This window comes from Peribacillus sp. NPDC097197 (assembly GCF_050278025.1).
In the GTDB taxonomy this organism is placed as follows: domain Bacteria; phylum Bacillota; class Bacilli; order Bacillales; family DSM-1321; genus Peribacillus.
Genome location: NZ_JBNNST010000020.1, coordinates 48,976 through 61,650 on the forward strand (window position 1 = coordinate 48,976; position 12,675 = coordinate 61,650).

Here is a 12,675-nt window from a genome sequence, read left to right on the forward strand (position 1 = left end):
CTCTACTGTTATTTCTAGTTTATCTTGTTAACTCACATGCAAATGGTAGTATTTGACATAATAAAGTTAATCCCTTTCTTTTACCAAAAATAATAAATAAAAAAAGGAAGGCCTCCCATCAGTTCAGTAAACTGATGGGAGGCCTTCCTTTTTAAAATGGCGACTCCTACTCGGATCGTTCAAGTTTAGATGGTTTTCGTTGTCCATGATTCTACGTCCCAAATATCTGTTACTACGTCTTGGTAAAAATCAGGTTCATGAGAGATAAGGACTACGCTTCCCTTATACGATTTCAAAGCTCGTTTTAGCTCAGCTTTTGCATCTTTATCCAAATGGTTGGTTGGCTCATCAAAAACAAGGATATTGCTTTCTTGGTTAAGGAGTTTGCATAACCGGACTTTCGATTGCTCTCCACCACTTAATACGGATATTTTACTTTCAATATGTTTTCTAGTTAACCCACATCTCGCAAGAGCAGCGCGAACCTGTCCTTGGCTTAACTGAGGAAACGTATTCGATATTTCTTCGATGCACGTGTTTTGATTTTTCGTTTTCACTTCTTGTTCAAAATATCCAATATACTGATGTTCACCGCGTTCTAGTGAACCAGAAAGAGATCTTATTTCTCCGAGCATGCTACGAAGGAGTGTAGTCTTACCAATCCCATTTGCTCCAACTAAAGCTACTTTTTGTCCACGCTCTATATAAAGATTTAACGGCTTTGAAAGTGGCTCATCGTATCCAATGACAAATTCTTTCGTCTCAACAATTAATTTACCTGAGGTCCTTGCTTCTTTAAAGTTGAAATCAGGTTTTGGTCGTTCCTGTGCTATTTCAATAACATCCATTTTATCGAGTTTTTTCTGTCTCGACATGGCAAGGCTGCTGGTAGATGCCCTTGCCTTATTACGAGCTACAAAATCTTTTAAACTAGCAATTTCTGATTGTTGTCTCTTAAAGGCAGCTTCAACTTGTATTTTTTTAGCTTCATAGGCAATAAGGAAATGGTTGTAATCACCCACGTAGCGATTTAATTTCTGATTTTCTAAATGGTAGATCACATTTGCAACGCTATTAAGAAATGGAATATCATGAGAAATTAATAAAAAAGCGTTATCGTATTCTTGCAGGTAACGTCTTAACCACTCAATGTGTTGTTCGTCTAAATAGTTTGTAGGCTCATCTAAAAGAAGAATATCTGGTTTCTCAAGTAAAAGCTTAGCTAATAAAACCTTCGTTCGTTGCCCACCGCTTAAATCATTAACATCTTTTTCTAATCCTATACCATCAAGTCCAAGGCCACGTGCCACTTCGTCTACCTTAGAATCAATAATATAGAAATCATTATTTGTTAATATGTCCTGTAATGTCCCAACTTCCTCTAACAACTTTTCCATTTCTTCAGGTATAACATCTGAAATCTTTTCATAAATGGTATTAATATTCGTTTCAACGTCAAAGAGATATTGAAAAGCCGTTTTTAATACGTCACGGATTGATATTCCCTTTTGTAAAACCGTATGTTGATCAAGATAACCGACTCGTTGGTGCTTTGACCACTCTATTTTTCCAGCGTCAGGCTGAAGTTTCCCTGTAATGATATTCATAAACGTCGATTTACCTTCGCCATTTGCCCCAATTAAAGCTATATGTTCACCTTTTAACAAGCGGAAGGAAACATTATCAAAAATCGTACGATCGCCAAAACCATGGTTTAGGTCTGTAACCGTTAATACACTCATATATTTAACCTCATTTAAATTTTATTTTGTTTCGTTTAGTTTTAGGAAATAATTATAAAATCGTTCATCTGATTTTTATAGTTCAATATTGAACTATAACATAGAAAATGGAATAGTCGTATGGGATAAATTTGAAAAAAAGGGATGGGTGTATACTAATCTTGTTAAATCCTTCAAAGGAGTATTTATATGAATCAGAAATAATTGGAAGAAAAAATCATCGAAAACTGCCAAGGTCAAGAAAAGATGATGATCCTCGTCTTTTCGCAGTGGTGCATCAAATCATGATCTCGAACCTGGCATTGAGCCATCGAATTAACCGTAACAAAAGATGAAGCCGGTGAAGTATCGGATGAAACCATTATGGGGGTATAATCCTTATTCGGAAATGATGATCTTGCTTTTGTCGTGACAGAGGAAATACAAAAGAGGAAAAATAAAGATAAAGACGAAATACATTGTTTCAATATTGTTTTCGCATATACGGCTTGATGCCCTCTCTTAGCTGAGGCAGGGGTAAGTCTTTCACAAATAATGAAACGATTCTGGCACAAGAATGAAGACATGTTTATCTTCATGTGAAAAAAGAGGCTTCCCAAAAAGTTCAAAGAACTCATGGAAAACCTCTTTTTCAGATCTTATTCAGGAAAACATTACTATTTTCACTGAATTTCAAGCGGAGTTATTACATCATGCCGCCCATTCCGCCCATGTCAGGCATTCCCATTCCGCCGCCAGCGCCAGCAGGTTCTGGTTTATCAGCAACAACTGCTTCTGTTGTTAAGAACATAGCAGCCACGGATCCAGCGTTTTGTAGAGCTGAACGAGTTACTTTAGTAGGATCGACGATACCCGCTTCGATCATGTTCACCCATTCTCCAGTAGCGGCATTGAAGCCAGTACCGATTGCTTCGCCTTTAAGGCGTTCTACGATTACAGATCCTTCAAGTCCAGCATTGTGAGCGATTTGGCGAATCGGCTCTTCGATTGCACGAAGAACGATTTTCACGCCTGTTGCTACGTCGCCTTCTGCTTCGATTTCTGCCACTTTATTGTATACGTTTAGAAGAGCTGTACCACCACCGGCTACGATTCCTTCTTCAACAGCAGCACGAGTAGAGTTCAATGCATCTTCAATACGAAGTTTACGTTCTTTAAGTTCTGTTTCAGTAGCTGCTCCGACTTTGATTACTGCTACTCCACCAGCTAATTTAGCAAGGCGTTCTTGTAGTTTTTCGCGGTCGAATTCAGAAGTTGTTTCTTCTAATTGAACACGGATTTGGTTTACACGAGCTTGAATTTGAGCTGTGTCTCCAGCACCTTCAACGATTGTTGTGTTCTCTTTTGTAACAACGACTTTAGAAGCACGTCCTAAAGAATCGATTGTTGCAGATTTAAGGTCAAGGCCGATTTCTTCCGTGATCAATTCGCCGCCTGTTAGAGCTGCGATGTCTTCAAGCATAGCTTTACGACGGTCACCGAATCCAGGAGCTTTAACTGCCACTGCATTGAATGTTCCACGAAGTTTGTTCACAACAAGAGTTGCAAGTGCTTCGCCTTCCACGTCTTCAGAAATCAATAATAGTGGTTTTCCTTGTTGTACAACTTGCTCAAGTACAGGAAGGATTTCTTGAAGGTTCGTGATTTTTTTATCAGTGATTAAGATATATGGATTTTCAAGAATCGCTTCCATTTTATCTGAATCAGTTACCATGTATGGAGATGCATATCCGCGATCGAATTGCATACCTTCTACTACGTCCAATTCAGTTGTGAAGCCTTTTGATTCTTCGATTGTGATAACGCCGTCGTTACCTACACGTTCCATAGCTTCTGCAATCAATTGTCCTACTTCTTCATCAGCTGAAGAGATAGCAGCAACTTGTGCAATCGATTCTTTGTTTTCAACAGGTTGAGAAATGGCTTTTAATTCTGCAATCGCAGTATTAACCGCTTTTTCCATCCCTTTACGGATACCCATTGGGTTAGCACCAGCTGTTACGTTCTTAAGACCTTCACGGATCATTGCTTGCGCAAGAACCGTTGCAGTAGTCGTTCCGTCACCAGCTACGTCATTTGTTTTGCTTGCTACTTCAGCAACCAATTTCGCACCCATGTTTTCGAAAGCATCTTCTAATTCGATTTCTTTAGCGATTGTTACACCGTCATTGGTAATAAGCGGTGAACCGAATTTTTTCTCCAGAACCACGTTACGTCCTTTTGGTCCAAGCGTTACTTTTACTGCATCTGCAAGAGCGTCAACGCCACGAAGCATTGAACGGCGAGCTTCTTCACTAAATTTAATTTCTTTAGCCATGTATAAGTACCTCCCTAATCATTTTAAGAAAAATTTTCGTTCAGTTAAGTATGATGTATAATTAGCCAATGATAGCTAAGATATCGCTTTCACGTAAGATTAAGTATTCATTATTTTCGTATTTAACTTCAGTACCAGCATATTTTGAGAAGATAATTAGATCGCCTTGGGCAACCTCTAAAGCAACACGTTCGCCATTTTCAAGGACACGGCCTGTACCAACCGCTACGACTTTACCTTCTTGTGGCTTTTCTTTTGCAGTATCAGGAAGAACAATACCGCTTGCCGTTTTTTCTTCAGATTGAACTAATTCAATAATAACGCGATCACCTAATGGTTTTAACAAGTGAAACAACCTCCTCATTTTCTCTTAAATCAATTGCCTGATTTATTAGCACTCATCAACACCGAGTGCTAACACATTTATAATATTAAATAAATCGAGCCCTTTTTGCAAGTATCTTGTTGAATTTTTTTTATTAATTTCTGATAAATTTCGGGTATACTACTCTAGGATAATGATTCCTAAAATGTTTTTTGGAAATGTTCTCTTTTTATATACCTATAAGTGGTGTTATGGGCTGTTTTTTGATACCCTTTTTATATACGTTTATAGATTGTCCCCATGTCAGGACTCTAAAAAAATGGCGGACTTAATTAAAGGAGTTTTCATTTTTGAAAAAAGAATATTGGTTCGTCATCATTACTTACATTGCCATGCAATTATCGGGTATTGTCGGAATGCCGATTTTCACGGTGATCGGGTCTGCACTGGGCATACCAAGTGATGAGCTCGAAGTTAAATCGGCCGCTTACTGGATCGTCTTCAGTTTTCTTGCAGCACTAATAGTAATTCTATTCTTGTTGCGAAAAGATATGAAGGAAAATACTGAGCTTACACAGACTTCGGTTCCCGTGTCCTTCCTATGGGCAATAGCGGGTGTCTTCCTAGCCTTTTTCGCTCAAAATATAGCTGGGAACATCGAACAAATGCTTGGGGTGGAGACTGAATCTGAAAATACTCAAAATCTGGTTTCACTCATTTATAAAGTTCCGATGGTCATATTCGTTACCTCTGTGATCGGTCCTATTTTGGAAGAAATCATTTTCAGGAAAATTATTTTCGGATCGCTTTATAAACGCTTTAATTTCTTCATTTCGGCTTTACTCAGCTCGGTTATTTTCGGCTTGGCACACGGTGAACTCGAACATCTTCTTTTATATGCAGCAATGGGCTTCACTTTTGCCTTCCTATATGCCAAAACGGGCCGTATTCTCGTATCCATAGCCGCACATGTCGCTATGAATACCCTTGTTGTCATTATTCAGGTGGTATATAGAGAAGATATCGAGAAATTGTCAGATACTGCACAAGCCTTTATCGGAGGTTTATTATGAAACGTCAGTCACCTTTATTCATCGGAATCGTATACGCAGGCTTGGGCATTCTCTTTACAACGATTGCCGTCCAGACAGTCAATTCTTCCGGATGGGGATTTTTCGCCTATATCCTTGTATTGATTGCGACTCTTGATTTGGGATCTGGGATCCGTATGATTCTCATCCACTTTAAAATTAAGTCCATACAAAAGAATAACAAAAAATAAAAAACACGCTGCATAATCGCAGCGTGTTTTTATTCTTCTAGAACAGCTTCTTCTACTACAGGATAGTGCTTTAAAAAGTAGATCAGCGATTGAAGCTCAACCGCCAGATCAATATGATGAACCCTTATGGATGGGGGTACAGTCAGCCTGGCTGGAGTGAAATTCAGTATCCCTTTTATATCGGCCTGAACCAAACGATCGGTTATCGTCTGGGCCTCTTGGGCAGGGACCGTCAAAATCGCTACCGTAATATTGTTTTCCTGCAAAAGTGTGTCTATTTCGTTCATATGATAGATCGGCACATCAGCGATGGTCTTTCCGACCTTGTCTTCAGAAACTTCAAATGCCATTTCAATTTTTGTATTATTGTTTTTCATGAAATTGTAATTTAAAAAGGCAGTTCCTAAATTCCCCACTCCAATTAAGGCTACTTTTGTCAGTTCATCTTGATCCAATGTTTTTCTGAAGAAAGACAATAAATAATTGACATTATAGCCGTAGCCCTTCTTTCCAAGTGCTCCAAAGTAGGAAAAATCGCGGCGGATCGTTGCTGAATCTACCTTTACAGCTTCACTCAGCTCAGCTGAGGAAACTCTTTGTTTACCTGAGGAATGTAAGTTTTTTAAAAATCGATAATACAAGGGCAACCTTTTAGCCGTTGCTTGCGGTATCTTTGGGTCATGGTTCATTGTTCTTCCCCGCCTTTATACATGCTTTTAAAACGATTACATTTGATTTAGCTGCCTTTTGTAATCACTGCTGGACACGCCACCTGTTTTCTCCACTAAAAATGTAGGCCCGATAATCATTCCTTTATCCAGTGCCTTACACATGTCGTAAACCGTTAATGCGGTTGCAGATGCTGCTGTTAACGCTTCCATTTCAACACCTGTACTACCCTTTGTCTTAACCTGTGTTTCAATTTTAAGCCGGTACCCTTTTTCTTCTTTTTCCCAATCAAAAGCTATATTGACCCCTTGTAGGGAAATGGGGTGACACATCGGAATGATATTGGATGTATTTTTGCTGGCCATGATGCCTGCAACCTGTGCTACCGCCAATACATCACCTTTTTTCATTTGTTGATTCGTGATTTTTTCATATATTTCTTCGTTCAATAAGATGCTGGATTGAGCTGTTGCCGTCCGGATTGTCTCTGGCTTCGTGCTCACATCAACCATTTTGGCTCTGCCTTGTTCATTAAAATGCGTTAAATCGCTCATAAAATTACCCCTCCTAAATCATACACTATTATCCTACATTATGTAACAGCTTGTTTTTCACCTTTAAAACCAAAGCTGTTGCCGTTAAATACTATAATACGTTACACTAACAATAATCAATTGAGGTGAAATCCATGATTCTATTACAAATCAATCAACTATCGAAATATTATGGTGCTGAGCTAATCTTATCAAATATGAAGCTTGAAGTTCAAAATAAAGACCGGATTGCCCTAGTCGGTCGAAATGGAGCAGGAAAGTCAACCTTGCTAAAAATTATAGCCGGTCAAATTTCCCATGATGGTGGCGAAATCATCAAGCCAAAAGACATTACAATCGGTTATATGGCCCAGGATACTGGATTGGAATCCGAACTATCCATTTGGGACGAAATGCTGACTGTATTCGAAAAACTGATCGCACAAGAAAAAGAACTACGGCGACTCGAGGCTGCCATGGCCGACCCCGCAACATTTGAAGATGAAATACGTTACCAAAAGGTGTTAAGTGAATATGATACCCTCCAGGTTACATTCAAAGAACAGGGCGGGTATCAATATGAAGCGGATATCCGCTCTGTCTTACATGGTCTCCAATTTGGAGATTTTGATCATTCCACTTTAATTTCCACATTGAGCGGTGGTCAAAAGACACGCCTTGCCTTGGGGAAATTACTTTTAAAGAAACCCGATATTTTAATACTCGATGAGCCTACAAACCATCTGGATATCGAGACACTCTCTTGGCTTGAACAATATTTGCAAAGCTATCAGGGTGCAGTACTTATTGTGTCCCATGATCGCTATTTTCTTGATAAAGTTGTCAATCAGGTCTATGAAATTTCACGGAATAACATGAAAAAGTACTATGGAAATTACAGCTCCTACTTAGAAAGAAGAGCAGAAGACTATGAACGTGAAATGAAACAATTCGAGAAACAGCAAGGGGAAATAGAAAAACTGCGAGATTTTGTCCAACGTAATATAACTAGGGCATCGACGACCAAAAGAGCCCAAAGCCGTCGTAAACAGCTGGAAAAGATGGACGTATTGGACAAGCCTCAGGGTGATGAGAAATCCGCCAATTTTTCCTTTCAAATAGAAAAACAAAGTGGCAATGAAGTGCTTCATCTTCAAAACTTGGCCATCGGCTATGCGGGGGAAGCAGTGTCTCAAAACATTAACTCCCGGATGACAAAAGGCGAAAGCATTGCCCTCGTCGGACCAAATGGTGTCGGTAAATCTACATTATTGAAAACCGTCATTTCAAAGCTCCCTCCGATTTCCGGGGAATTCCGCTTTGGAACCAATGTCGAGGTCAGTTATTACGATCAAGAACAAGCCAATCTCATTTCTAATAAACGCGTCCTGAATGAACTATGGGATGATTACCCGACTAAACCGGAGAAAGATATCCGGACAGTGCTCGGCAATTTCCTTTTTAGCGGGGACGATGTGTTGAAAACCGTTTCAACTTTGAGCGGTGGGGAAAAGGCTCGCCTTGCTTTAGCGAAAATGATGATGGAAAAGGGAAACTTTTTGATTCTGGATGAACCGACTAACCATTTGGACCTGGAGAGCAAGTTAGTCCTTGAAAATGCTTTGATCGATTATCCTGGAACCATTCTTGTTGTCTCGCATGACCGTTACTTCATTAATCGAATCGCTACAAAAATCATAGAGCTATCCAAGGACGGCAATGAAGAATTCCTCGGGGATTATGATTACTATGTAGAGAAAAAACAAGAGCAAGCTGAAATTGAAGCCCTTGAACAACAGGGTAAGGCAAATACAGTAGAAATAAAGGTCGAAAAAACAAATTATAAACTGGATAAAGAAACGAAAAAAGCAGAACGGCAACGCAAACGTCGAATCGAAGAGATTGAATCGGCGATGGAATTGCTGGAAACAGAAATTACCGAATATAATGAGCTTCTATGTGACCCAGCGGTTTTCCAAGACCATGAAAAAGTGATGGACATACAGACGAAACTGGACAAGGCACAAGAAACATTAGATCAGTATCTGGAAGAATGGGCCGAATTAGAAGAGTAAGATGAAGGCTGGGTCATGTGACTCAGTCTTTTTCTTATGAAGCAATAAGTTATCCACAGTCTTATACACATAACAAGCACGACTGAATCAACATTATTTTAGTTTACCCACACTATCCACAAAAATTTATCCACTTATCCACAAAATTACTATTTATACACAGGTGTTTTGAATAGTGAAAAAATTTTATCCACAAAATAAGCATGATTTGTAAAAAACAGAAAAACAAGATACCAAAGTTCGGTATCCTGCCTTCATTAGAAAACTTCTATATCCAACCCAGGATTTCCGTTCAAATCTAGTCCTGAGCGTTTTCCCTTTTCAAACATGATGCTGCCTGCAGCACCGATCATCGCCGCGTTATCCGTACAAAGATGCAAGGGTGGAATGACCAGGTCCATTGACAAACCTGAAAAAGCATCCGTAAGAGCATTTCTGAGCCCTTTATTGGCAGCAACTCCTCCAGCAAGTAATACCTGTTTCACTTCATATTCCTTGGCAGCCTTGACGGCCTTCTTCACAAGAACCTCAATAACACTCGCCTGGAAGCTTGCCGCTAAGTCCTGCGGCTCAATATTTTCGCCACGTTGTTCTGCATTATGCAAGGTATTAATGACAGCTGATTTCAAGCCGCTGAAAGAAAAGTCATAGCTTCCTTCTTCTAACCAAGCCCTTGGCAGTTTCAAAGATGGTGTCCCCTCATGAGCAAGTCTATCGATATGTGGACCCCCAGGATACGGAAGCCCCAGTGTTCTTGCGACTTTATCGTAAGCCTCGCCTGCCGCGTCATCTCTTGTTTCCCCAATTACTTTAAAGGAACCAGGCTCAGTCAATAACACCAATTCGGTATGTCCACCTGATACGACTAAAGAAAGGGCAGGATACTGTATTTCTTGTACCAGTCTATTCGCATATATATGTCCTGCAATATGGTGCGTTCCCACAAGAGGGATTCCATGCGCGAAAGCAATGGCTTTGGCTGCATTAACGCCTATTAACAAGGCTCCTACTAACCCTGGGCCTTCAGTGACAGCTATGGCATCCAAATCCTCATATGTCACACCAGCTTGAAGCAGGGCCTCCTCCAATACGATGGTGATCTGCTCAACATGATGACGAGACGCTATTTCCGGAACGACACCACCAAACCGTTTATGGCTTTCTATTTGTGAAGCCACAACATTGCTTACTATCTCTGTTCCATTCTTAATGACGGCTGCAGCTGTCTCATCGCAGCTCGTTTCAATACCCAATATCAATTGATCTTTTTTCATCTGAAATTCACCCACATAACATAAGCATCTTCTTGATTATCTGTATAATATCTTTTCCTTATTCCACCCTTTTGAAAGCCCAGTTTTTCATAGAGGGAAATGGCTACAGCATTGCTGACCCGAACCTCTAGCGTCATCCGGACCACCCCCATGCTGATCGAGATTTCTATCATTTTTCTTAGCAGGGCTTCACCAAGCTTTTGCCCTCGATACTCGGGTAAAATGGCGATATTGGTAATATGCGATTCATCAATGACAATCCAGGCCCCGCAATAACCGGCAATTTTCCCCTCATCTTCAATAACCATATAAACAGCATATTCATTATGATTCAGTTCATTAAAGAAAGCTTCCCGGCTCCAAGGCAAAGTGAAGGACTGTTTTTCCACGTTCAAAACTTGCTCGATATCTTCCGTTTTCATCTTACGAAACGTCATTGTTTTGCTCATCATAATCGGTCGCTTTCCTTTTATTTTATTTACCCTGCTGTTCAAGCCACTTTGCTTCGGCTTCAGCCATACGAATATAGTTGGGAACGAAGTGGTGTATATCGACTTCATCCTTATTCAAACCAATAAAAGCAAGTTCGCTTGGTCTCGCATTATACAACTGTACAGGAGCAAAGACAGCTAAATCCCCCAGTACTTCTGTAATGGCCTCACGATGAATCTCCACATCCTGGCCAACAAACAATACTGGTCGATTGTATTCCTTTACCTTCATCGCCCATTCAGAGCTTAGAATATTACAATCTTCCGTGACCGTTTTTAACGTGCCATGATCAAATTCATATAAACCTGTATATACCTGGCCACGTCTAGCATCGAACAATGGGGAAACCAAACCATCAAAATAACGGCCATTCGCTGCTAGCACTTCTAAACTAGAAACAGCGGATAATGGAACATTCAGTGTCCAGGCCAATGTTTTTGCTATCGTTACGCCAATTCTAACTCCTGTATAAGATCCAGGACCCTTAGCGACAACGATTTTCGTCAGCTCTTTAGGAGACGTATCACAGTCCTTCAATAAAGACTCGATTGCAGGCATCACCCGAACGGAATGGTTCTTCTTTAAATTCGTCGTGTACTCTCCGATCACTTGGGTACCATTTATTAAAGCAACCCCTAAAGTAAAGTTCGATGTATCTATCGCTAAAACCTTCATGAAATTATCTCCTTACATAACATAACATACCGTTCGCCATGAGCTTCCAAAACAAATCGGCGACTCGTATCACCAAGACGATAAATATTAATGGTCAGAATGTCCTCGGGGAGTTGGTCTTTTATTAAATGGGCCCATTCCACGACTGTCACACCATCGCCATCAAAATATTCATCAAAACCTAAATCCTCTTCTGACTCTCCTACCCGATATACATCCATATGATATAAGGGTAAGCGACCGTTGTATTCCTTTATAATCGTAAAGGTAGGGCTATTCACCGTACGTGAGACCCCTAATCCCTTAGCAAGACCTTTAGTAAATGCAGTTTTCCCTGCCCCTAAATCTCCCTCTAAAGCCAGTACATCGCCACTGCGAAGCCTCTTAGCCAATTCCTGCGCAAACTGTGCCGTCTCTTCCTCATTTTCAGAAATCCATTCGAAATGTTGCATATATCCGTCACCTTTATCATTCAATTAAGTAATTGATCCCCAGTTAAAAAAGGGCTAAATTCTACCTATAAAAAACGCATTCATTCACCATTGATTCAAAAAAGATTCTATATGTAGTGTACCTTGTTTCAAAAGAAGAAACAAATAAGTTATGGATATTATAAGATGAAAATCCGGTAAAACAAAAAAAACGAAACAAAGGTTTCGTTTTTTTCATGATTGCGGGGACAGGATTTGAACCTGCGACCTCCGGGTTATGAGCCCGACGAGCTACCGGACTGCTCTACCCCGCGACGGTATGAATGATACATTTATATAAAAAGTACAGCTTGGCGACGTCCTACTCTCACAGGGGGAAACCCCCAACTACCATTGGCGCTGAAGAGCTTAACTGCCGTGTTCGGAATGGGAACGGGTGTGACCTCTTCGCTATCGCCACCAAACATTATACTTTTTCTTTAAGACTTATATTATTATAATACAAATCGTTTTGATAAGCAAGGAATTTCTTTTCCTTTTTTTAAAGAGATGGATTAATAAAACATAACATTAATTATAGTATGGCTTATTTCACAAAAAAATATTCAATTGATTCGTAAAAATAAAAAAACGAAACATCGTTTCGTTTTTTTCATGATTGCGGGGACAGGATTTGAACCTGCGACCTCCGGGTTATGAGCCCGACGAGCTACCGGACTGCTCTACCCCGCGACGGTATGAATGGTACATTTATTATAAAGTATAGCTTGGCGGCGTCCTACTCTCACAGGGGGAAACCCCCAACTACCATCGGCGCTGAAGAGCTTAACTGCCGTGTTCGGAATGGGAACGGGTGTGAC

The 12,675-nt window shown here is 40.2% G+C and carries 12 protein-coding genes, 2 tRNA genes, 2 rRNA genes and 1 pseudogene; 4 read left to right on the forward strand and 13 right to left on the reverse strand.

From position 1 onward, the window contains the following. Nucleotides 1-185: 185 nt before the first annotated feature. A complete protein-coding gene (locus ACQKL6_RS18730) occupies nucleotides 186-1,742 on the reverse strand; it encodes an ABC-F family ATP-binding cassette domain-containing protein (RefSeq protein WP_427651740.1) in 1,557 nt (518 codons plus the stop codon). Nucleotides 1,743-1,988: 246 nt separating this feature from the next. On the opposite strand from ACQKL6_RS18730, the pseudogene ACQKL6_RS18735 reads away from it, so the two are divergent. Beyond that, nucleotides 1,989-2,234, forward strand: a pseudogene (locus ACQKL6_RS18735) (hypothetical protein). 193 nt (nucleotides 2,235-2,427) lie between these two features. Here the strand turns inward: ACQKL6_RS18735 and groL are convergent. Together groL and groES are read right to left on the reverse strand one after the other, a co-directional pair. Further along, nucleotides 2,428-4,059 carry a chaperonin GroEL gene (groL, locus tag ACQKL6_RS18740; protein ID WP_402959449.1) on the reverse strand — a complete coding sequence of 544 codons (1,632 nt, stop codon included), beginning with the start codon at nucleotides 4,057-4,059 and terminating at the stop codon, nucleotides 2,428-2,430. 61 nt (nucleotides 4,060-4,120) lie between these two features. After that, nucleotides 4,121-4,405, reverse strand: coding sequence for a co-chaperone GroES (gene groES, locus ACQKL6_RS18745; RefSeq protein WP_402875451.1), 285 nt, complete (start codon nucleotides 4,403-4,405; stop codon nucleotides 4,121-4,123). A 329-nt stretch (nucleotides 4,406-4,734) separates the two neighbouring features. Here groES and ACQKL6_RS18750 point away from each other — a divergent pair, with 329 nt between their 5' ends. Beyond that, nucleotides 4,735-5,457, forward strand: a complete 723-nt coding sequence (locus ACQKL6_RS18750; protein WP_402991579.1) for a CPBP family intramembrane glutamic endopeptidase — start codon at nucleotides 4,735-4,737, stop codon at nucleotides 5,455-5,457. Next, nucleotides 5,454-5,666 carry a YdiK family protein gene (locus ACQKL6_RS18755; protein ID WP_402875447.1) on the forward strand — a complete coding sequence of 71 codons (213 nt, stop codon included), beginning with the start codon at nucleotides 5,454-5,456 and terminating at the stop codon, nucleotides 5,664-5,666. Before ACQKL6_RS18750 ends, ACQKL6_RS18755 begins: the two co-directional genes overlap by 4 nt. A 29-nt stretch (nucleotides 5,667-5,695) precedes the next feature. On the opposite strand, the gene ACQKL6_RS18760 is transcribed toward ACQKL6_RS18755, so the two are convergent. Together ACQKL6_RS18760 and moaC are read right to left on the reverse strand one after the other, a co-directional pair. Beyond that, nucleotides 5,696-6,355: a redox-sensing transcriptional repressor Rex gene (locus ACQKL6_RS18760; protein ID WP_402875445.1), complete on the reverse strand. Its 660-nt coding sequence runs from the start codon at nucleotides 6,353-6,355 to the stop codon at nucleotides 5,696-5,698. Nucleotides 6,356-6,391: 36 nt separating this feature from the next. After that, complete coding sequence (moaC, locus tag ACQKL6_RS18765; RefSeq protein WP_402875444.1) at nucleotides 6,392-6,889, reverse strand: cyclic pyranopterin monophosphate synthase MoaC; 498 nt, start codon at nucleotides 6,887-6,889, stop codon at nucleotides 6,392-6,394. Between the two features lie 134 nt (nucleotides 6,890-7,023). Between moaC and ACQKL6_RS18770 the strand changes: the two genes are divergently transcribed. After that, the gene (locus ACQKL6_RS18770) at nucleotides 7,024-8,943 is read left to right on the forward strand and encodes an ABC-F family ATP-binding cassette domain-containing protein (RefSeq protein WP_427651741.1); all 1,920 of its coding nucleotides are present in this window, start codon (nucleotides 7,024-7,026) and stop codon (nucleotides 8,941-8,943) included. A gap of 257 nt (nucleotides 8,944-9,200) precedes the next feature. Here the strand turns inward: ACQKL6_RS18770 and tsaD are convergent, their stop codons facing one another. The 8 genes from tsaD to rrf (ACQKL6_RS18810) form a co-directional block, all read right to left on the reverse strand. Next, nucleotides 9,201-10,217, reverse strand: coding sequence for a tRNA (adenosine(37)-N6)-threonylcarbamoyltransferase complex transferase subunit TsaD (tsaD, locus tag ACQKL6_RS18775; RefSeq protein ID WP_402875442.1), 1,017 nt, complete (start codon nucleotides 10,215-10,217; stop codon nucleotides 9,201-9,203). Continuing rightward, complete coding sequence (gene rimI / locus ACQKL6_RS18780; RefSeq protein WP_402959490.1) at nucleotides 10,214-10,666, reverse strand: ribosomal protein S18-alanine N-acetyltransferase; 453 nt, start codon at nucleotides 10,664-10,666, stop codon at nucleotides 10,214-10,216. Before rimI ends, tsaD begins: the two co-directional genes overlap by 4 nt. Nucleotides 10,667-10,691: 25 nt before the next feature. Beyond that, complete coding sequence (gene tsaB / locus ACQKL6_RS18785) at nucleotides 10,692-11,384, reverse strand: tRNA (adenosine(37)-N6)-threonylcarbamoyltransferase complex dimerization subunit type 1 TsaB (RefSeq protein WP_427651742.1); 693 nt, start codon at nucleotides 11,382-11,384, stop codon at nucleotides 10,692-10,694. Beyond that, entirely contained in the window at nucleotides 11,381-11,836 is a 456-nt protein-coding gene (tsaE, locus tag ACQKL6_RS18790; protein ID WP_402875439.1) for a tRNA (adenosine(37)-N6)-threonylcarbamoyltransferase complex ATPase subunit type 1 TsaE, read from the reverse strand. Before tsaE ends, tsaB begins: the two co-directional genes overlap by 4 nt. A gap of 219 nt (nucleotides 11,837-12,055) precedes the next feature. After that, a tRNA-Met gene (locus ACQKL6_RS18795) sits at nucleotides 12,056-12,129 on the reverse strand. 34 nt (nucleotides 12,130-12,163) lie between these two features. Further along, nucleotides 12,164-12,279, reverse strand: a 5S ribosomal RNA gene (gene rrf / locus ACQKL6_RS18800). A 194-nt stretch (nucleotides 12,280-12,473) separates the two neighbouring features. Next, nucleotides 12,474-12,547, reverse strand: a tRNA-Met gene (locus ACQKL6_RS18805). Between the two features lie 33 nt (nucleotides 12,548-12,580). After that, nucleotides 12,581-12,675 (reverse strand): 5S ribosomal RNA (gene rrf / locus ACQKL6_RS18810); the annotation flags it as partial.

Bases quoted from the DNA above. Each gene is read 5' to 3' on its own strand.
- ACQKL6_RS18730 (WP_427651740.1), bottom strand. From the start codon at position 1,742: ATGAGTGTATTAACGGTTACAGACCTAAACCATGGTTTTGGCGATCGT.
- groL (WP_402959449.1), bottom strand. From the start codon at position 4,059: ATGGCTAAAGAAATTAAATTTAGTGAAGAAGCTCGCCGTTCAATGCTT.
- ACQKL6_RS18755 (WP_402875447.1), top strand. From the start codon at position 5,454: ATGAAACGTCAGTCACCTTTATTCATCGGAATCGTATACGCAGGCTTG.
- ACQKL6_RS18760 (WP_402875445.1), bottom strand. From the start codon at position 6,355: ATGAACCATGACCCAAAGATACCGCAAGCAACGGCTAAAAGGTTGCCC.
- moaC (WP_402875444.1), bottom strand. From the start codon at position 6,889: ATGAGCGATTTAACGCATTTTAATGAACAAGGCAGAGCCAAAATGGTT.
- ACQKL6_RS18770 (WP_427651741.1), top strand. From the start codon at position 7,024: ATGATTCTATTACAAATCAATCAACTATCGAAATATTATGGTGCTGAG.
- tsaD (WP_402875442.1), bottom strand. From the start codon at position 10,217: ATGAAAAAAGATCAATTGATATTGGGTATTGAAACGAGCTGCGATGAG.
- rimI (WP_402959490.1), bottom strand. From the start codon at position 10,666: ATGAGCAAAACAATGACGTTTCGTAAGATGAAAACGGAAGATATCGAG.
- tsaB (WP_427651742.1), bottom strand. From the start codon at position 11,384: ATGAAGGTTTTAGCGATAGATACATCGAACTTTACTTTAGGGGTTGCT.
- tsaE (WP_402875439.1), bottom strand. From the start codon at position 11,836: ATGCAACATTTCGAATGGATTTCTGAAAATGAGGAAGAGACGGCACAG.